Annotated in this window: 16 protein-coding genes and 3 pseudogenes; 8 read left to right on the forward strand and 11 right to left on the reverse strand. The window is 68.7% G+C overall.

The features are described from left to right. Nucleotides 1–155 precede the first annotated feature (155 nt). The gene (locus tag OG407_RS48325) at nucleotides 156–1358 is read right to left on the reverse strand and encodes an FAD-dependent oxidoreductase (protein WP_405867712.1); all 1203 of its coding nucleotides are present in this window, start codon (nucleotides 1356–1358) and stop codon (nucleotides 156–158) included. A gap of 123 nt (nucleotides 1359–1481) precedes the next feature. Here OG407_RS48325 and OG407_RS48330 point away from each other — a divergent pair, with 123 nt between their 5' ends. Further along, entirely contained in the window at nucleotides 1482–2138 is a 657-nt protein-coding gene (locus tag OG407_RS48330; protein ID WP_405867714.1) for a TetR/AcrR family transcriptional regulator, read from the forward strand. 120 nt (nucleotides 2139–2258) lie between these two features. Here OG407_RS48330 and OG407_RS48335 read toward each other — a convergent pair whose 3' ends face one another. From OG407_RS48335 to OG407_RS48345, 3 genes are all read right to left on the reverse strand, one after another. Next, entirely contained in the window at nucleotides 2259–3527 is a 1269-nt protein-coding gene (locus OG407_RS48335) for an MFS transporter (RefSeq protein WP_405867716.1), read from the reverse strand. Nucleotides 3528–3824: 297 nt separating this feature from the next. After that, on the reverse strand, nucleotides 3825–4172 hold the full coding sequence (locus OG407_RS48340) for a hypothetical protein (protein ID WP_405867718.1): 348 nt from the start codon (nucleotides 4170–4172) through the stop codon (nucleotides 3825–3827). 133 nt (nucleotides 4173–4305) lie between these two features. Then, entirely contained in the window at nucleotides 4306–4593 is a 288-nt protein-coding gene (locus tag OG407_RS48345; protein ID WP_405867720.1) for a hypothetical protein, read from the reverse strand. Between the two features lie 54 nt (nucleotides 4594–4647). Here OG407_RS48345 and OG407_RS48350 point away from each other — a divergent pair, with 54 nt between their 5' ends. From OG407_RS48350 to OG407_RS48360, 3 genes are all read left to right on the forward strand, one after another. Further along, complete coding sequence (locus tag OG407_RS48350; RefSeq protein WP_405867722.1) at nucleotides 4648–5385, forward strand: MerR family transcriptional regulator; 738 nt, start codon at nucleotides 4648–4650, stop codon at nucleotides 5383–5385. 518 nt (nucleotides 5386–5903) lie between these two features. Further along, nucleotides 5904–7274 carry a hypothetical protein gene (locus tag OG407_RS48355; RefSeq protein ID WP_405867724.1) on the forward strand — a complete coding sequence of 457 codons (1371 nt, stop codon included), beginning with the start codon at nucleotides 5904–5906 and terminating at the stop codon, nucleotides 7272–7274. 80 nt (nucleotides 7275–7354) lie between these two features. Continuing rightward, a complete protein-coding gene (locus OG407_RS48360) occupies nucleotides 7355–7912 on the forward strand; it encodes a DUF6236 family protein (protein WP_405867726.1) in 558 nt (185 codons plus the stop codon). A gap of 56 nt (nucleotides 7913–7968) precedes the next feature. Here the strand turns inward: OG407_RS48360 and OG407_RS48365 are convergent. From OG407_RS48365 to OG407_RS48395, 7 genes and pseudogenes are all read right to left on the reverse strand, one after another. Further along, nucleotides 7969–8618 (reverse strand): annotated as a pseudogene (locus OG407_RS48365) (IS5 family transposase); the annotation flags it as partial. A gap of 769 nt (nucleotides 8619–9387) precedes the next feature. Further along, nucleotides 9388–10194 carry a GH12 family glycosyl hydrolase domain-containing protein gene (locus OG407_RS48370; RefSeq protein WP_405867728.1) on the reverse strand — a complete coding sequence of 269 codons (807 nt, stop codon included), beginning with the start codon at nucleotides 10192–10194 and terminating at the stop codon, nucleotides 9388–9390. Between the two features lie 11 nt (nucleotides 10195–10205). After that, nucleotides 10206–11018 carry a pectate lyase gene (locus OG407_RS48375; protein ID WP_405867730.1) on the reverse strand — a complete coding sequence of 271 codons (813 nt, stop codon included), beginning with the start codon at nucleotides 11016–11018 and terminating at the stop codon, nucleotides 10206–10208. A gap of 392 nt (nucleotides 11019–11410) precedes the next feature. Beyond that, a complete protein-coding gene (locus OG407_RS48380) occupies nucleotides 11411–11821 on the reverse strand; it encodes a cellulase-like family protein (RefSeq protein WP_405867732.1) in 411 nt (136 codons plus the stop codon). 744 nt (nucleotides 11822–12565) lie between these two features. Beyond that, nucleotides 12566–13132, reverse strand: a pseudogene (locus OG407_RS48385) (transposase family protein); the annotation flags it as partial. A 21-nt stretch (nucleotides 13133–13153) separates the two neighbouring features. Further along, nucleotides 13154–13741 (reverse strand): SUKH-3 domain-containing protein, encoded by a 588-nt coding sequence (locus OG407_RS48390; RefSeq protein ID WP_405867734.1) that lies wholly within the window; start codon nucleotides 13739–13741, stop codon nucleotides 13154–13156. 173 nt (nucleotides 13742–13914) lie between these two features. Then, nucleotides 13915–14303, reverse strand: a pseudogene (locus tag OG407_RS48395) (signal peptidase I). Nucleotides 14304–14678: 375 nt separating this feature from the next. On the opposite strand from OG407_RS48395, the gene OG407_RS48400 reads away from it, so the two are divergent. The 4 genes from OG407_RS48400 (at nucleotide 14679) to OG407_RS48415 (ending at nucleotide 19382) form a co-directional block, all read left to right on the forward strand. Then, nucleotides 14679–15752 (forward strand): LacI family DNA-binding transcriptional regulator, encoded by a 1074-nt coding sequence (locus OG407_RS48400; protein ID WP_405867736.1) that lies wholly within the window; start codon nucleotides 14679–14681, stop codon nucleotides 15750–15752. A gap of 389 nt (nucleotides 15753–16141) precedes the next feature. Then, nucleotides 16142–17536: an ABC transporter substrate-binding protein gene (locus OG407_RS48405; RefSeq protein ID WP_405867738.1), complete on the forward strand. Its 1395-nt coding sequence runs from the start codon at nucleotides 16142–16144 to the stop codon at nucleotides 17534–17536. 2 nt (nucleotides 17537–17538) lie between these two features. Then, nucleotides 17539–18450, forward strand: coding sequence for a carbohydrate ABC transporter permease (locus OG407_RS48410; RefSeq protein ID WP_405867740.1), 912 nt, complete (start codon nucleotides 17539–17541; stop codon nucleotides 18448–18450). After that, nucleotides 18447–19382, forward strand: a complete 936-nt coding sequence (locus OG407_RS48415; RefSeq protein ID WP_405867742.1) for a carbohydrate ABC transporter permease — start codon at nucleotides 18447–18449, stop codon at nucleotides 19380–19382. The genes OG407_RS48410 and OG407_RS48415 overlap by 4 nt, the downstream gene beginning before the upstream one ends. Nucleotides 19383–19428 lie beyond the last annotated feature (46 nt).

Here is a 19428-nt window from a genome sequence, read left to right on the forward strand (position 1 = left end):
CGCATCCCCGAGCGACCGAGAGGCCCTGTCTTCATGCGCGCACCGCCGGAAGATCACCCCGGCGGGAACCCTGTTCGAGCTGCACGTCCGTGATCTGTTGAGCGGCTTCTCAGTGAAGGCGACGCAGGATCGACCAGATCCCCTCCAGCGGTACGTCAGTCCTGGATGAGGGCAAGTTGCTTCTCGATTTCGCGGGGGTTGGTGTCGCCTGCAACCTTCTGCAGAAGCGGGGTGTGGTCGAGGATGAAGTCGCGGACCGGTCGCAGTGGTGCCGGCGCGTGGTGGAAGACCTTGCCGAGAAGCCATGCCTGCTGGACCTGCCGGGCGGTGTGGGGCTTGCGCGGGTCCTCATACCTGTGCAGCGCACGCTGTACGGCGCTGAGGTCGGTGAGGTCGATGCCGCGCAGGGCCCGGCCGAGGAAGTAGCCGTCCTCGATGGACATACCCGCGCCGTAGGCGGCGTAGGGGGAGGTCGGGTGTGCCGCGTCGCCCACCAGGGTGGACCGTCCCTTGGACCACTGCTGCAGACGGGGCCGGTCGCGCAGCACCCAGCGCTGGACGTTGTCCGGCTCTGTCCGGGCGATCAGCCCGGGCAGGGGCGCGGGGAACTCCGCGGCCAACGCGGTGGCCGCGGCCTTGAGATCGGACGGTGCCGGGGCGTCGGGGTCGGTGGCGGTGAGCACCCACCACTGGAAGCCGTCGCGGCCCTTGTGCCGGATCGATGTCCAGCTTCCCTGCACGGTCCTGCTGTGCGTCAGGACGGACTTGTTCGGTTCGGTGCCGTCGACGTCGGTGAAGGTGAATCCGCCGAAGATGTGCAGTCGGTGCTCGCGCTTGGGTGTATCCTCCCACAGCGTGCGCCGTACCAGCGAGTCGATGCCGTCTGCGCCGACCAGTACGTCGTGCTCGGCTGTGGTGCCGTCGGCGAAGTGCAGAGTGACCGCGTGGTCGTTCTGCTCGATCCGGGTCACCTGCTGGTTGAACCGGAGGGTGTCCGGCGGGATGGCGGCGAGCATCCGCTCGTACAGTTCGGGCCGTAGCAGTCCGATGAACCCGCCGCCGTATGCGCGCTTGGTCTCCGGGTCTTGCCTGACGTGCGCGCGCACGTGGCCCCGGAGGTTGCGGAACTCGGAATCCGTGGGGCAACCGAGGTCTTCGGTATCCACTCCGAGTATGCGGAGCGCCTTCAGGGGCGGCGGCCACAGGTTGAGGATGTTGCCGGCCGGCCGCGCCTCGCGGTAGCGCTCGTAGACGGCGACCTCATGACCGGCCTGGGCAATGGACAGGGCCGCGGCCATACCGGCCGGACCGGCGCCGAGGACGGCGACTCGGCCACCGGGGTTGTTCTGCATGAGCATGGGGACACCTCGCGTCATCGAGAGGAAACAGTAGCGAGCGCTACTGTTGGTCGCAGACTGTAGTGTGGACTACGGTTCAGTCAAGACCTGTGCACGCACCCCGGGGAACGAGAGGCTGAGGCCATGGGCGAGGCCCAAGCAGCGCAAGCGGCCGACCTGGAGATCCGGCCGCCCAGGCAGCGGCGCAGCCGCGAGGCGTGGAACCGGGTGCTCGATGCCGGAGTGTCGATCCTGGAGGACGGCGGGTACGAGGCGTTCACCATCGCCGCCGTATGCGAGCGGGCCGAGGTCGCGCCGCCGGCCATCTATGCCCGCACCACCAGCAAGGACGCTCTCTTCCTTGCCGTCTACGAACACGGCATCCAGCACCTGCGCGCGGAGCAGCAGGTCTTCTCCGACAACAGCCGATGGGCAGACCTGTCCGCGGCCGAACTCGTCCGCGCAGCAGTGGCCGAAACGGTCGGCATGTTCCTGCGCCACGAACGGTTCCTACGGGCCGTCGTCCTGACCTCCGCGTCACATCCTGAGATCCGGCGCCGAGGTTCCCGCTACAGCCAGGAGCTCGGGAACGGATTCGCCAGGGTGGTCCTTCGGGTGGCGGACGCCATCACGCTCCCCGATGTCGAGACTGCGGTGCACTCCTGCTTCAGCACCGTCTTCGCCGCGTCGGTCATCCGTGTCGCCTACGGCCCGGGATTCGCCCGGCCGATGCCTGTCGAGGACGACGCGTTCATCGCCGATCTGGCAGAGACGGCGGTGCGCTACCTGCTGTCTGCCTGACAGCTTTTGGCCCGAACCTCTGTCATCTACGGCACCGCTGTCCCCCGGCATGACCACACAGTGACGGGATCGAGCGCTGACACGCACGACCGAAGCGCCCGGTTCAGAGTCAAGCTGAGGTCAGGCCAGTTGCTCCGGCAGAGGTCGGGGATCGACCGTGCCTGCCCGGCGCCGGGATGCCCACAATCCGGCCGCGACGAGGGCGGCGACCAGCCCCAGCACGCCGACCGCGCCGGCGAGGCTGCCCACCGCCGACTTCCCGGCGAGCAGCACGAGTGGGCAGATGAACTCGCCGCCGAAGAAGGCCGCCATCCACAGTCCCGTGCCGCGTCCGCGGTCCTCGAACGCCAGCCGGGACATGGCGCTGGTGAGGAGGGCGGGCAGCAGCAGGCCGGTGCCCACGCAGTTGACGACGGCCCCGACGACCAGCAGCGGGGCGTTCCCCGCCAGGAACATCACCCCGAAGCCGACCGCGCAGAGTGCGAGAACGGCGGGCAGCATCGGGTCGGGAGAGCGCTTGAGCCGGGCGAAGGTGACCGCACCACCCACAGTGGCGGCACTCGCGATCGCGGTGGCCAGGCCGATCACGCCGGAGTTCTCCACCCCCAGGTCGTCGAGCAGGTACGACATCTCGACCGGGACGGTGTAGAAGACCATCGCCCCGAAGAAGGTGAGGGCACAGATGCCCGCCAACTGCCGCCAGGGGAAGGTGCGTTGTAGCCTGACTGCGGTGGAGGTGTCCTCGGTGGCCGTGCGGGGTGCCGGGTTGGTCAGGACGGTGGCCAACAGTGGGGCGAGCACCAGGCTCACGGCGTAGACCCAGAAGGGCACGCGCCAGCCCGCCGATCCGGCGGCGCCGCCGAGCACGAAGAACACGGTGGCCGACGCGGAGGCGCACATGGTCTGCAGGGCGAGGTACTTCACCCGCCGGTGGCCCGAGTAGTAGTCGCCGATCAGTGTCGTGCAGCACGTCATGATCGCGGCCTCGGTGACACCGACGAGGGCGCGGCTGGCGATGATCGCCCCCAGCGAGTCCAGCCAGAGCGGCGCGGTGCCGAACACGGCGTACAGCAGGGTCGCCACGATCAGCAGCCGCTTGCGGCCGAGCTGGTCCACGATCACCCCGGCGAACGGGGCCAACAGGGCCAGTGCCAGCGCCGGAACGGTCAGTGCGAGCGGCACCAACGCCTTGGCTCCCGGCACGGACGCGAAGTGGTCCTGCATCTTCGGAAGCACCGGGGCGATGAGCACCGCTCCCAGGATCGGCAGACAACTGCCCGCCATCAGCAGGCTCACGCGCAGCAGATGAGCCGGGCCCGAGACGGGGACAGAGGACGGAGTGGCATCGTCGACCGCGGTGGGAGACGGCGACGGAACGGAACCGGGCATGGTGACTCCAGGGACGGTGTACGGGAGCGGGCATGCCTGACACGGGCGCCGAGGACGCACGGCATGCCGGGGACGGCCGCACACCGGCGGTTGGCCGGACAGCGGCGTGCGGGTAGGGACGACTATCGGTCGTCAGGAGCCCGGTCGCCATCCTCCGCGTGATCCGAATCCTCTATCCCGCCTATCCACACCATGGATGAGCTGCCCGTACACCCTGGACGTCACGGGGGCATGCCGCAGGGCGGTTCCACCGTCGTTGCCGTGGTGGAACCGCTCCGGGTTTGGCACGAGCAGGGGTCAGAACGCTCCGGGCGTACGGCCGAGAGTTCCGTCGGGGTCGCCGGGGTCGGCGCCCTTGACCTGGCCGAAACAGAGCTCGACCTGGGAGCGGAAGCGCTCGACGGCGGCGCGGTTGCTCATGAGCTTCGCGAAGGCGTCGGGGTCGGTGTTCTTGTACGAGGCCAGGGGCTTGAGGCCGGTCGGCGGGGCGACGTCCTTGCGGACGGACCAGGTCCAGGTGGCGATGGCGTTCTTCTGCACGGCCTGGGAGTCGAGCCAGCTGAGGAAGAGCTTGGCGCCGGCCTTGTGGGGTGCGTTCTTGAAGATGCGAAGTCCCAGTCTCTGACACGCCCCTGACGTGTGCATACGCGTGCCTGACGGTCGGGCCGCAGCAGTGGGAGCTGTCTCGCGCACACGCACGGGTTCGCCCATGCCACACACTCCGGCCGCGGGGTGAACCCGATGGCCGCCGCCGCATGCGGGAGCCGGTCCGGATCGCTCAGTCCTGATGCCCGTCGTCCGGTGCCTGCAACAGCCGTTCCAACTCGTTCCCGGCCTCTTCGTACCCGGCGTCGGAGATCCGTTGCAGTTCGCGCAGATCCCCGGACGGCACCGCGCGTCGAGTGAGCAGGAACCCGGCACGCATGGACCCCTCGTCCAACAGGCCGCTCAGGTCCCCGAGGTCTCCGGCTGCGTCGGCGAGGTCGGCCAGCCGGTCAAGGGCGGTCTCGTTGCCCTCGTCGGCCAGCTCGCGCAGGGTCTCCCGATCGATGTTCGTGTTCGCCATGCCGCCATCCTGCGACCCTGCCCCAGGGGCAGGGTCAAGTGGGACGATGACCGGGTGATCACCATCGGGCAGCTGGCCGGGTATGTCGGGGTGTCGGTCAAGACCGTCCGCGTCTACCACGACAAGGGGCTGCTCCCCGAGCCCGACCGCGACGCGTCCGGCTACCGCCGCTACGGCGCGCACGACGCCATCGAACTGATCAAGATCCGCACGCTCGCCGAAGCCGGGGTCCCCCTGGCCCGTATCCGGGACCTGAGATCGGCGACCGACGAGGAGTCCCAGCAGGCGCTGCGCGAGATCGACGACGAACTCACCGCCCGCATCCACGGCCTCCAGGCAACGCAGGGCCGCTTGCGCCGGCTCGCCACCGGACATCTGACACAGCTGCCGGCCGAGGTAGGCGCCCACCTGGCGGACCTGGCGAGTTGGGGGTTCACGCCGCGCTGGGTGGACCTGCAACGCGACCTGTGGATCCTCGTGTTCGCCACGCACCCGGATCGCGCGATCACCCTGTTCCACGACCAGGCCGAGAGCCTGGCCGCCCCGGCGCTACGGCAGCTCTTCCTCGGCTACGACCACGCGCACGACCTCGACGCCGACGATCCCGCCATCGACGACCTGGCCCGCCGGATCACCGAGGCGACCCGGGAACGCTACGGACCCGACGCACCGCCGGAACTGGACACGGACTCCGAGATCCCCGCCCTCATCCAGGGCACGGTCAACGCCTCGTCCCCGGCGTGGCGGCGACTCGACACACTCATCCGCGCACGTCTCGCGGGTGGCGAGTAGCCAGGCCGAGTGCGACAGGACGTGCGGTGGCCGGGGGCCGCTCCGGCGGGGGATTCCCGCAGCCGTGAGGCTGCCGACACCCGCGGGCCTCCTCGGGGGCCGTCACGGAATCCAGTACCGGTCGAGCCCGGAACACCCCTGCTCAGCAGGGAAATTGCGGATTTTGTGCGAGGCGGTCGGTGACGGCGTCAAGGTCCCGTCAAGCCCGCCTGAGAACGCGTCAGGAGCGTGTCAACGCGCGTCACTCCCGGGCGGATCCGGTCCCAGACTGATCGGCACGGGGGACGGGTGAGTGTCCGTGGCGTGACAGGGGAGGGACCGTGACCATCACGGCCGGAACATCGCGGAGACCTCAGCCTCAGGTCGCCGCGCCGCCACAAGGGGAAGCAGTCGTCCCGCCAGGAGGCGGTCCCGGTCCGCGACCGGGAGGGGGGCCGCGGCCGGGCGGTACGGGGCACCGTCTCCCGGAGCGGGCCGAGGCCGCGCGGGCCGCTCTGCGCCGCCGTTTCTGGGCCACCGTGCCCGCGCGGCTGCGCCTTCTGCGCGCGGCCACGGTCCTGCTCGCCACCGCCCTGGCCGTCCTCCTCACCCTGGCCGGCCTCGCCGCCTCCAGCACCTGGAACACCGTGGCCGGCCGCGACGCACCCCGCACCACCAGCGCCGCCGACCTCGAACTCTCCCTCAACGACATGGACGCCCAGGCCGCCAACCTCCTGCTGTCCAACGGTGACGCGGGCAAGGGGCGCCTTCAGACGCCGTACCAGAAGGCCGTCGGGTTCTACGGCGACGCACGGAACGAGATCGCGCACGACCTGCGCACGCTGGCCGTCGCCGCCCAGGGCGACCAAGCCGACGAGCGGACCGAGGAGTCCCTCACCGACTCCTTCGCCGAGTACCAGGAGCTCATCGGCCGTGCCCTGGAGAACGACGACCACGCCGGTGGCAGGACGGCCGCGCTGGGCGACTACCGCCGGGCGACGGATCTCCTCCAGCGGCAACTCCTGCCCGAGGCGCGGGACTTGGTGTCCTCCAACAACACTGTGTTCAACTCCGGGTACACGGCGGCCAGTTCCACCCTCTCCGCCCAACTCGTCGCGGTCGTCGTACTCGGTGGGTTGGTGCTGGCGGTGCTCGGCCTCCTGCAGTGGTACCTGTCCCGCCGGTTCCAGCGCACCCTGACCCCGCCCGTCCTGGCCGCCACGGTCTGCACCCTCCTCGCCGTCCTCCTCGGCACCCAACTCCTCTCCGCCACCGGCGAGAACCTGCGGGGTGCCCGCCGCGACGCCTTCGACTCCGTCGTCGCGCTCTCCCGCGCCCGCGCGATCGCCTACGACGCCAACGCCGACGAGAGCCGCTATCTCCTGGACCCGCAGCGCCGCGACCAGTACGCGCGGTCCTTCCTCGCCAAGTCCCAGGAGCTGTACGGCATCCAGGGCGCGACCCTCGCGACGTACGACTCCCAACTCGCCACCACCTGGCGGGAGTACCGCACCGACCACCACGACCTGCGCTTCACCGGCGAGTTCCGGCGCGAGCTGGACAACATAACCTTCGCCGGTGAACGGGCCGCCGCCGAGAAGACGGTGAACACCTACGCCGTCTACCAGCGCGACGACCGGAAGATCCGGGCGCTGCTGGCCGCCGGAAAGGAGAGCGAGGCCGAGGAGTTCGGCATGGGCTGGGAACCTGGCACGTCGAACGCGCACTTCGAAGCCTGGATGGACGCGCTGGACAAGGTGACCGCCATCAACGAGCGGCACTTCGACGGGTACGTCGACGCCGGACGCTCGGACGTCATCGAGTTGCTGCCCTGGGTGCTGGGAGCCCTCCTCGCGGCAGCCGTGCTCACCGCCCTCGGGCTACGTCCGCGGCTCGCCGAGTTCCGCTGAGCCGCGCGAGGGCGAGGGGTCAGACCCGGGTACCCGACCAGGTCAGCGCCGACCGCACCGGCCACACGCTCCAGGTCGCTGTGTCTTCTGAGGCGTGCCGGGGCTGGACCGGGTTGCACGGGCCGACGGCCCGTCCTATCGCCGTACCCGACAACCTCGCGGACGTACCGGTCCGTAAGATCATCGAGCTGCGTCGCTCGCACCACGCCGAGTTTGAGGCCTTCAGTTCGGCAGTCAACGAAGCCGTGGCGAGCCTCCAGACCGAGCTGGCAGACGTGACCGTGCCCGAGGCCCTCGACCGCTACACCCAGCTTGAGGTGGAGCGGCGTTTCGCCCTTCCGCTGCGAGACCTTCGCCGTGCAATGAAAGGACTGGGTATCGAGACGGCCCTCAGCGCGATGAACCTCAAGTTCGAACTCCCTGCCGTCGCCACTTCTGTCGCGGGAGGCGTTCTTGCTGATGCGCCCGTGGTGGGCGCTGCTCTTGGTGCCGCCTTCGGAATCGCAGGCTTCGCCCGCACCGCAGCCCAGCAACGCAAGGCGCTTCTCGCCGCGTCACCGGTTGCCTACCTGCTGTCCATCGAACGAGGCCTTGAGCCCCCATCTCTCCTACAACGGCTTGGTCTTCGGCGCGAATGACGGCCCCGGCCCGGGTCGGCGAAGGCCCACAGGGCGGGCCGCCTTCGCCGGCATCGTTTTGCCCCGGCTGTGCGTTGGTCGATTTGAAGGTCGATGCCGAGGGTGGCGGCGTGCTCGACGAAGTGCTTGCGGTAGCCGCCGTCGACCCAGACCTTGCGCAGGCCGGATGGTCGGCGGCGGCCTGTTCCAGGAGGGTGCGGCCGGCCGTGGAGTCCTGGACGCCGGCCGCGGTGACCAGGACTGCCAGCAGGAGGCCGAGGGTGTCGGTGATGATGCTGCGCTTGCGGCCTACGATCTTCTTGCCCGCGTCGATGCCCTGACTTCTCGCGGGGACACTGGTGGAGGTCTTGACGCTCTGTGCGTCGATCACGCCGGCGGACGGGGCGGCGCTGCGGCCTTCCTGCTGTCGCACCAACTCCCGCAGCAGGCCGTTGAGCTGGGCGAAGACACCGTCCTTCTGCCACCTGGCGAAGTAGCCGTAGACACTCTGGTGCGGCGGGAAGTCGTGCGGGAGGTAGGCCCATTGGCAGCCGGTGCGGTCCACGTACAGGATCGCGTTCATGATCTCGCGCAGGTCGTGCCGCGGCGGCCGGCCGAAGTCCAGGGCCCGGCCGCGGCGCTCGCGGCGTCAGGCGGACAGCACCGGCTCGATCAACTCCCAGCGGGCGTCGGACAGGTCACTCGGATACGCACGGCGGTCCGTCATGACCTGGGCATACCGCCGCCCGGGGGCGTGCGCCCAGGCGTGCATCCTGCCGTATCGAAGCACGGGACAGACCCGGGCGTCCTGGAACGAGACAGGCGTAAACAGACCTCCACCCCATCCGCCACACCACCAGTCTCACCAGGAAGAACCGCCTCCATGGACTCGCCAGCACCACACCGAGAGGCAGAACAAACCAACGCCAGAGCATCGCACTCAGGATGAAAACGACCTCTAAAGACGGTTCCTACGGTGAGGCCCGGGCTTGCTCGACTACTGGGTGGCAGGCGCTCGTTGTGACCGATGGTTACCGAGTCGTGCCTCGGGAGCGCATGCCGCACGCGGTACGGCCTCCTCTGATGCTGGTCAGGGTGAGCGTGATGTCCGTGTTGCATCCGCAGCGGCAGCGCCACCGGTCGGTGGTTTTCCCGGGACAGGGCTCCAACGGCTCGAACCCGGCGGAGCGCGCCTCCGCGGCGGCTGTCGCGGGATCGGTTCGGCCGCCGGATCGGGGGCAGTTCTTACAGCCGGTGGTTCCCGGCCGGATGGAGGACAGGCGCGTCGCGACTTCGTTTCCGCAGGAACGCCGGCATCGCCAACGGTCCGTGGTGCGACCGGGGTACGGCTCGAGAGGCTCGAACCCGGCCGCGCGCACTTCGGTGGACGCACGCTCGTGGGTTGCCGAGTTGAGGGCACAGAACCGGCAGGGGATGCCGTGCGCATTGCCTGCGGGTTCGAGGCGGTCCGCACGACACCCCTGGGTGCAGGCGGCTCAGCCGACGTTGACCGAGTACGAACTGCTACTCAGCTTGCCCCGCCCGCGGAAGACCTCAGTCCCGGCCTCGACGCTGGTCAGATACGCGTTGTTGGCCAGCAGCCTGCGCTGGACCAGGGCGTCGGCCATGGCGGTGATGTCGGTCGTCGCGGAGTTGGTGTTGGCGACGCGGACGTAGGAGTAGACGTTCCAGCTGCTGACCACCTTGCCCGCCTGGTCCTTGTTGACGATCTTCCCGACGTACAGGTCCCAGGCCGTGCCGCCGACGGTGACACGCTCCCGCTTGGTGCCCAACGGGCCTGCTCCGCCTTGGCGGTTGAGCCAGATCATCATCTCGTCGTGCGGCTGGTCCTGCCAGGTGGGGTTGGACTTCTGGTGGAACCAGACGTCGTAGGAGACGTTCATGACGGACGGGGTGTTCTGGGTGATGTTGAAGGCCCAGTTCGAGGTGATCTTGCGGCGGCTGTTGAGCTGGACGGGCAGCTTGGTGGTCGTGTCCTTCCAGCCCCAGTGCCAGCCGAGTACGACGCTGCCGTACGCCTTGACGCCGTTCGGGTTTCCGCCGGACCAGTCGAAGGACGTCTCCCAGTTGACCTTGCCGCCCCGGTAGGAGTTGAGCCAGGTGCACTCCTTGCCGGTGGCGCCGCTGGCGCCCCAGACGTTGTTGTTCAGGTAGTACGGGGACGCCTTGACAGTGTTGAAGGCGGTGCAGTTGTCGGCGGCCTGCGCGGCGGACGGGGCGAGCAGGAGCGGGGCGGCGACGGCGGCCGCGACCGACGCGGTGAGGGCTTTGAGCGTGAACATCGTCGGTGCTCCTACTTGTAGGTGATGTCGGAGGATTTGTAGATGCAGTTGCGGCCGTCGGGACCGGATCCGACCTTCGCGGGTTCGCCCGAGGTGACCCCGCGGAACTTCTGGCAGACGACGATCTTGCGCGCCGGATCGCCCTGGATCGTGACTCGGCTCAGGCGCGCGGTGTCGCCGTACGGCACGGAGTTGATGCCGACGATGTCGAGGCCGGGGGACTTCACGGTGACGTTGTCGAGCACCACGTGCCGCTGGTACTGGGTCTTGCAGTTGCCGCAGGAGCGGTAGAGCTTGCCGAAGTTCTCGACCTTGAAGTTCCTGATGACGAACGTGCCGGGGCCGTTCTGCTGGAACACCTTGTCGGCGGCCTTGCGGGCGCCGCCGCCGTCGATCGTCATGGTCTGGTTCGCGGCGGTGCCCTTGAAGGTGGCCGCGTCCTCGCCGACGTCCTCCCACCACACGTTCTTCAGCGTGCAAGTGCCCCGGCAGTGGATGCCGTCGGCGGCCGGGGAGCCGATGATCACGTTCGAGACGGTGGCCTTGTCGGCCAGTTCCAGGATCGGCGGCTGGTTCTCGGCCTGGTCCCCGCCGGCGAGCGCGCCGGCGCCGACGAAGCGGGTGAAGTCGAAGTCCCGGTTGCCGGTGACCTTGATGGTGGCGCGTACTTGCTGGACGCGCTTGGCGGCCGGCCAGTCGGCGGCGGGCCGCGCGGAGTCAGGGGCCGGGTGGTCGGCTGCCACGACGGTGCTGGGGAGCGAGGGGACGAGGGCCACGGCCGCGAGAACGGCGAGCGGCAGCATGGTGCGTTTTCGGCTGTGCATAGTCGGATCGTTGGCAGAGATCGCGCCCCGGCGCGCGCGGTGTCGGCCGAACGTACGACGCTAACCCTCGAACGGGCGTCCCGTTCCTGCTCTGAGACGGATACCGAGACTTGGCCGGACACTTGGAACCCCACGGCCCTGGCGTCCCATGGTCGCCCTCCGGTCGCGTGGTCCGAGGGCGCGGCCCACCTTGGCCGTTCTTGGCCGACGGCTCGGTCCTACGGAAACCTCCTGGGCCGACAGCCCTGGAACTCGCCGTGTGTCTCCGTCACCATGAGGGCCGTGCCCGAGCCTGTTTCTGCGAGGTCCGGTGGCCGTCGGCTCGTGTGCTGACCTGGTCATCGCGTCGGTATGGCATGCCGCCCGCGCTTCAGGCCGCTGCTGGGTCGTGTTCAGCCCGCGGTGACACGGGCGTTGACCCGCCGCATCCAGGCCCGGTCGGTGTGCCACATGGGATGGTGCGGGGCCGCGTTGGAGGTCAGGACGACGCCCTGGAAGCCTGCCGCGAGACAGCGCTCGACGACGAACTCCGCGATGTCCTTGCCGACGGCGTCCTCCTCGAAACGGGTCAGGAGCGGGGTGTATCCGACGACGCCCTCACCGAGGACGGCGGGGATGCCGCGGCGACGGGCGAACTCGGCGACGGAGTCGACCCATTGGGCCAGCGTCTCCCGCATGGCCTGCCGGTGCGCCGGATAGTTCTCGTAGAGCCACAGGTCCCAGTGGTCGGGGTCGACCCAGTCGTGCGCGTAGAACAGTTCGCGGGGGATCCCGGTGGCGGCCAGGCGGCCTCCCGTACTCATCCGCCGTCGTTTCCTGCCTGCAGGGATTCCCGTTTCAGGGCCGCGTTGGGGCTCTCCGCGGCAGATGGCGTTCTCGCCGCTGAGCGCCGCGCAGTACTGGACCAGGGTGCTGTGGACGACCTTGACACGGATAACTCTCGTAGCAGCAGAGGAGGTTGTCACAGTCGAGGTGCCCAGACTGCTCTCGATGCGGAGTTCTTGCCGTCGTAGCCCTGATGCGCGATGCCATTGTGGACGCAAGGGGTTGACGACCGGGGTCGGCGGGTGCGTCACCCTCCTGCGACTGCTACTCGCACGACCAGCAGCTTCAGATGCAGTCGCGGAGTCCTGCGCCCTCTCCGGGGAAATCTTGTGCCTTCTCTTGCCGGGGAGCGGACTCCTTCAGGGGACTGCGGATGCCCATGATGGCTCGCGAATTTCGTGTGTCCTGCATCTTTCTCGACTGCTGACCGCCGTCGAATCCGGGCATGTGTGCATTCGGCCGATCGTCTCGGTCTGGAACACAGCAGATTTCCCCTTGCAAGACGAATATCCAGGGAGGAAATTTTCCCTCCCGCAGGTGATGTCAACGATGCAACACTGGCCCCACTCGATTAACCGCGGGCCTCGCAGCACGTGCGAATTTTTCAGTCTTTGGTGATGGCCATGTCACGGGATTTCCTCCCTTCCGGTCGACAGGCAGGTGCCCCATCCGCCGAGTCCGAAAGTGCGTGCATGTCCTTCACGCGGCTCCCCGATCCAGACGTCGCGGCGGTGCGGGATGACCATGCCGGTTCCTTCGTAGCCGCCGTCCGCGATCACTGTGGTCCTGCCGACGGCTGCCTTGGCGCCGGATAGTTGCCACGCCTTGCAGTCGTTGCGGTTGCCGGGCGGCGGCCGGCCGACTGAGACGACGAGCCGGGTGTCGGCGTCGATGACGACCTGGTGGTTGGTTGAGTGCCGGTAGTTTTTCGACTGCTCGGCGGCCTGGTGGTCGCGGGTGGGGATCAGGGTTCCGTCGACGATCAGCACGGTGTCTTGACGGAACCGTCTGCGTTGCTGGAAGGCAAGCGCCGGCCCGAGGTGGCCGATGATGCGGTCGGCCGAGGACTTGGACACTCCGAACAGCGGGGCCAGTTGGCGCAGGGTCAGGTTCGTCCGCCAGTAGACGGCGACCAGCAGCACTCGGTCCTCCAGCGGCAGGCTCCACGGCCGGCCCTTGCGCACCGGATCCGCACCCTCACGGCGCAGCGCGGTGACCAGCTTGCTCAACTGGCGTGGGCTCAGCCCGGTGAACGGGGTTGTCCAGGACGGCTCCGACGCCGTGATCACACCAGCCGCCGCAAGATCGTCTCACTTGCCGGGGAGGCAGTTGGCGAGCCAGTCCGCTCGTTCCGCACGATGGACGCCGCCATCGCCATCCACCACGTAGGCCAACGCCTCCACGAAGGTTGAGCCCAGGGGCCACAGCCAGTTCGGCCCCACAGCGACGACGCGCCCGCTTGCCGCGATATACGACCTGAACTGGACCGACCACATACCCAGAGGGCTGTAGTTCTCTGCGTATCGACGCCTCAGCGTGGATGCTTCCTCGGCGCTGTCGATGCAGGCGTCAGCAGGGTCAATGTGCAGTGACGAGCCGGGGACGCGTACCGAGGAGCTCCTGATCGTCAGCTCACCGAACTCAACCCAGGCCCTGAGCGCCACGTCGTTGAGCTCGAACCCCGGGTCTGTCAGCTGCTGTCTCCAGCTGGCAGTGGCGATTTTGCGACCTGCTGTCCACCCGGCAAGCCCAAGCGCCTGCAGTACCGACGGACCGCAACCCGTGACCGACTCACTGCTGCGTTCTATGCGCCCTCCCCTTTCCCTCGACCACGCATGCTGCCCTGAGTCTGCCGCACATCCCCGCCAGCAGACAGGGCTACTGGTCTGGGGAGACACGCAGATCGTTTACGGGGCAACGCTTAGTTGCCACAAAAGAGGGATAGGCGGCATTAAGATCGCCGTCACTTCTCAGAGGTGACGGCGCATCACTTCAATGCATGCCGCGCGGGCGGCTGTTGATCGGTCACGGGGGTGGGCGGCGCCGAGATTCATCCGCTCCGGGGGTCACCTCAGCTCTCCAGGCGCGCCCGGTCCGTCTCCGTCACCGCATAGCCGGGCACGGACGGCCACCGAACGGTCAGTACCACCGACTCCTCCTCCGCGAACCACGAGTGGTCGACACCGTGCCCCACACGACATAGTCGCCCTGCTCTCGCAGAACGACGCTGCGGCCCGGCAGTTCGACGCGGAAGCGGCCGCTGACAAGAACCAGGAGTGCTGTGCGTTCCTCGCCCCTCACCCACTGCGGTCGCTCGTCACCGCGAGGGTGGACACCCCATTTGATCTCCACGGCCTCGCTGTGACGTGGATCGCCGACCTCCTTGAAGTGGCCGAGGAGCCATCCCCGGTCCAGTGGCGCGTCCTTGCCCGCGTTGCCCACGCACACGCTGTCGTTCACGTTGCGGGATGCTGGCAACCGCTCTCGCGGGCGGCATCAGACGCAAGGGGAGCGCCCCAGCCGGTCCTTGTCCCAACTCCCCACCGTCCGGGCGTTGTTGCTGGTGATGTCCGAGCCCGGCGCGAGTCCGTGGAGGCGCCCGGCGCCCGTGTGGCCGTGCGTCGCTGACGCCGCGGTTGAAGCGGTCGCCGTCGCGCCGCACCGGCTGCCTCGCACCCTGACCGTCCCCATCCGGCAGCGCGCTTCGATTACAGAGATGTTGCGCGGCCCCTTGACGCGTCTCGTTCCGTTGCGTAGATATGTCTGCGCAGTCATGGCAGCGCAGTCAGAGGAAATCTGGCCACGCTGTCACCTGTCGGAGATCAGGAGACACGCATGGCACGACTGGCAGCCCGCAGCACCGGCACCGCGCCGCGCAGCATCGATGTGGCGCGGCTGGCGGGCGTCTCGCAGAAGACGGTGTCCCGGGTCATGAACGGTGAGCAGTACGTCTCCGACGACGTACGCCGACGTGTCCTGGAAGCCGCCGACGCGCTCGGTTACCGGCTGAACCACGCCGCCCGGGCGCTGGCCTCCGGACGGACCCAGACCATCGGTGTGGTGACGCTCGGAACGGCCCTGTACGGCCCCGCCTCACTGCTGATGGGCGTCGAGCGAGCCGTACGGGACACCGGTTACGCGCTCCGCGTGGTCAACACGATGGAGGGCGACGCCGCGGGTATCGCCGGTGCCGTCGACTCGCTCCTGGACCAGGGCGTGGACGGCATCGTCATCTCCGAGCCGATCGACGAGGAGGGCGGCGTGAACCTCTCCCTCCGCGTCGACATGCCGGTCCTGATCCTCGGCGCGCCGCCGCCGTTCACGGCTTCCCGGGTGGTCACCGCCGGGCTCGTCTCCCACCAGCTGGCACAGGCCGTCACCGAGCACCTGCTCGAACTGGGGCACACGACCGTCCATCACCTCGCCGGTCCCCAACGCTGGTACGCCGCCAGGGACCGCCTCGACGGATGGCGGGCGACGCTGACCACGCACGGCCGACGGGAACCGCCTGTCATCGAGGGTGACTGGTCGGCCGCCTCCGGCTACGCGGCCGGTGGCCGGCTGGCCGCCGACGACACCGTGACGGCCGTCTTCGCCGCCAACGACGACATGGCCATCGGGCTGATCCGCGCGCTGCTGGAAGCCGGGCGACGTGTACCGGAGGACGTCAGTGTGGTCGGTCTCGATGACATTCCGGTCGCCGCCTATGTGACACCGCCCCTGACGACGGTCCGACAGCCGTTCGACGCGACGGCGCAGGACGGCCTCAAACTACTCGTGCACGCCATCGAGAACCCGGACGCGGATCCGATACCGGTGGACAACCCGCCGGTCAACCTCGTCGTCCGCGCGTCGACCGCACCCCCGCCGAACCGGACGACCCCAGGCCGCCGGCGGGCCACGGACTGACTCCGCGAGATCTCCGTTCCCCGACCACGACGGGAGTTTCGCTCACCCACAACTCGTCCACCCCTCCCACCTGCTACGACACCCGTACTCGGGCGCGCGGACCGACCCACCTGCACCGGGTCGCCGCACCGCCCACCCACCAGCGCAGCGGCCTGGGCGCCTCCCTTTGAGCCGATCACCGCCCAGGCCTCCGCCCCGTCTCACGCCCTCACCGGCGCGAGCCCCCTTTCGGTCAACGAGCGTGCCGTGCTCGGCCCCGGGATCCGCGTGGAACGCGCTCGCCCCGCCGAGCCTGCCCCGCTCCTCACGCCTGAACGCATCCTCCGGCATCCCTTCGGCACGCCGTCGCCCGGTGTGCGGATCCCCTACGCCTCTCTGCGGAGTTCACCATGTCCAGATTTTCCACAGCCGCCTCCTCGGCCTCCCCGAGCCGCCGTGGCTTCCTCGCCGCGACCGGCGCCCTGACGCTTGCGAGCACGCTGTCCGCCTGCGGTGGCGGCGGCTCGGGCGGCTCGTCCGCCACCTCCGCCGAGCCGGCCAGCCAGGCCGACATCGACAAGGCCATGAAGACCCCGACCGAGCTGACGTTCTGGACGTGGGTCCCGAACATCGCCCAGGAGGTCGCGCTCTTCGAGAAGAAGTACCCGGCGATCAAGATCAAGATCGTCAACGCGGGCCAGGGCACCCCGCAGTACACGAAGCTGCGCACCGCCCTGAAGGCCGGCAGCGGCGCACCGGACATGGTGCAGATCGAGTACCAGGCCATCCCGACCTTCACGATCACCAACAGCCTGCTGGACCTGCGACCGTACGGCGCCTCCGCGCTGAAGAGCCGGTTCGTCGACTGGACCTGGGGCCAGGTCAGCGGCACCAAGGGCGAGGTCTGGGCGATCCCGCAGGACACCGGTCCGATGGGCATGCTGTACCGCAAGGACATCTTCGACCAGCACGGCATCCAAGTGCCCACCACCTGGGACGAGTTCGCCGCCGCGGCCCGCAAGCTGCACAAGGCCGACCCGAATGTGTACCTCACCAACCTCGCGGCCAACCAGGCCGCCGCCTGGCACGGCCTGCTCTGGCAGGTGGGCGCCAAGCCGTACGTGACCTCCGGCAAGAGCGACATCGCCATCAGCGTCGACGACGCCGTCTCCCGGAAGCTCGGCGCGTACTGGGGCGGACTCGCGAAGGAGGGCGTGATCGGCGTGGAGCCGGACTTCACCGACTCCTGGTACGCCGGGCTCAACAGGGGCAAGTACGCCACCTGGCTTACCGCCGCCTGGGGCCCCGCCTTCCTCTCCGGCTCCGCCAAGGCCACCGCCGGCAAGTGGCGGGCGGCCCCGCTCCCGCAGTGGGACGCAGCCAAGCCCAGCTCGGGCAACTGGGGCGGCTCGACCACCGCGGTGATCCGCTCCACCAAGAACCCGATCGCGGCCGCCCAGTTCGCCCAGTTCCTCAACAGCGACCCCGCCAGCGCCAAGATGTTCGCCACCGAGCAGTTCTTCTTCCCGGCGACGAAGGCCGTGCTCGCGGACGCCGAGTTCGTCGGGGACGCGCCGTCCTTCTACGGCGGCCAGAAGGTCAACCAGGTCTTCGCCGATGTCAGCAGCACGGTCAATCCCTCGTTCCAGTGGCCGCCGTTCCTCGACCAGGTGGCCACGGACTGGACCGAGACCGTCGGCAAATCCCTCGCCGACAAGTCCGACACGGTCCGTGCGCTCGGCTCATGGCAGACGCGGCTCACCACCTACGCCAAGAGCCAGGGCTTCACCGTCAAGGGAGGCTGACGATGGCCACCACAGCCCCCTCGCGTACGGGCTCTCCACCCCGCCGACGCCAACTCGGCACAACGGGCGCCCTGTTCATCGCCCCGTTCATGCTGCTCTTCCTGCTGCTCTTCCTCGCCCCGCTCGGCTACGCCGCCTACCTGAGCCTCTTCCAGGAGAAGCTCATCGGCGGCTCGACCTTCGTCGGCCTGGACAACTACGTGACCGCCCTCAAAGACCCCCAACTCCTCAGGGGCATAGGCCGCGTGGCCCTGTTCTTCGTCATCCAGGTCCCCGTGATGCTGCTGCTGGCCCTGTTCTTCGCCCTCGCGCTGGACAGCGGCCTGCTGCGGCTGGCCCGGGTGATCCGGCTCGGCATCTTCGTCCCGTACGCCGTCCCGAGCGTGATCGCGACCCTGATGTGGGGCTACCTCTACGGCCCCGACTTCGGCCCCTTCGCCCAGATCGCCCACGACCTCCACCTGCCGGCCCCGCACTTCCTCTCCGACGGCTGGATGCTCGGCAGCCTCGCGAACATCGTGACCTGGGAGTTCGTCGGCTACAACATGATCATCCTGTATGCCGCCCTGCGCACCATCCCCGCCGAGCTCTACGAGGCCGCCGCCATGGACGGCGCCGGCGCCTGGCGCATCGCCCGGTCCATCAAACTCCCCGCGCTGCGCCCGGCGTTGACCCTCACCCTGCTGTTCTCGGTGATCGGCAGCTTTCAGCTGTTCAACGAGCCGAAGCTGCTGATGAGTGTCGCCCCGGCCGTGATCAGCAGTTCCTACACCGCCAACCTCTACGCCTACTCCGTCGCCTTCATCAGCCAGCAGACCAACTACGCGGCCACGGTGTCCTTCATCCTCGGGCTGGTCATCGTGATCGTGTCGTACGCCTTCCTGCTCACCGCGAACCGCAGGAGGACCGCATGACCACGGTGACGCCCACCACCTCAACCCCCGTGCCGGCCAAGCGACTTCCCGCCGACGGGCGCCCGTCGCGGCATTCGCCCGCGCACCGCCGCAGTACCCCGCTCACGATCGCGATGCTGGCCGTCCTGGCGTACTTCCTGCTGCCGTTGTTCTGGCTGCTGGTCGCCTCGACCAAGAGCACCCAGGACCTGTTCAACAGCTTCGGCCTGTGGTTCTCGCACGCCCCGCAACTGCTCTCCAACATCCATGCCACCTTCACCCAGGACGACGGCGTGTTCGGGCGCTGGCTGCTCAACACGGTCATGTACGCCGGGGTGAGCGCACTCGGCGCCGCGCTGCTCGCGGCCGCCGCCGGGTACGGGTTCGCGAAGTACCGGTTCCGCGGCCACGGCGCCGCCTTCAACCTCGTACTGGGCGCCGTCATGATCCCGACCACCGCGCTGGCGATCCCCACCTATCTGCTGTTCGCCAAGGCGGGTCTGGTGAACACCCCCTGGGCCGTCATCCTGCCCTCCCTGATCAGCCCCTTCGGGCTCTATCTCATGCGGATCTACGCCGAGGACGCCGTCCCCGACAGCCTGGTCGAGGCTGCCCGCATGGACGGTGCCGGAGAGTTCCGGATCTTCGTCACGATCGCGCTGCGGCTGCTGGCTCCCGGTCTGGTGACCGTCATCCTCTTCACCCTCGTCGCCACCTGGAACAACTACTTCCTGCCGCTGATCATGCTCAACGACCCGAACCTGTACCCCATCACGGTCGGGCTCTCCTCCTGGGCCGCCCAGGCGCAGAACGGCGGCGCCGGAGCCAGCAGCGACATGCTCGCCCTGGTCGTGACCGGCTCCCTGATCTCGATCATCCCGCTCGTCCTGGCCTTCCTGCTGCTCCAGCGGTACTGGCAGAGCGGCCTGGCCACCGGCGGCGTCAAGCAATAGCCCGCGCATGCCCCCACCACTCCCCGTTTCCCCGGAGGTTTCCCTT

The organism is Streptomyces sp. NBC_01515, from assembly GCF_045040345.1.
In the GTDB taxonomy this organism is placed as follows: Bacteria; Actinomycetota; Actinomycetes; order Streptomycetales; family Streptomycetaceae; genus Streptomyces.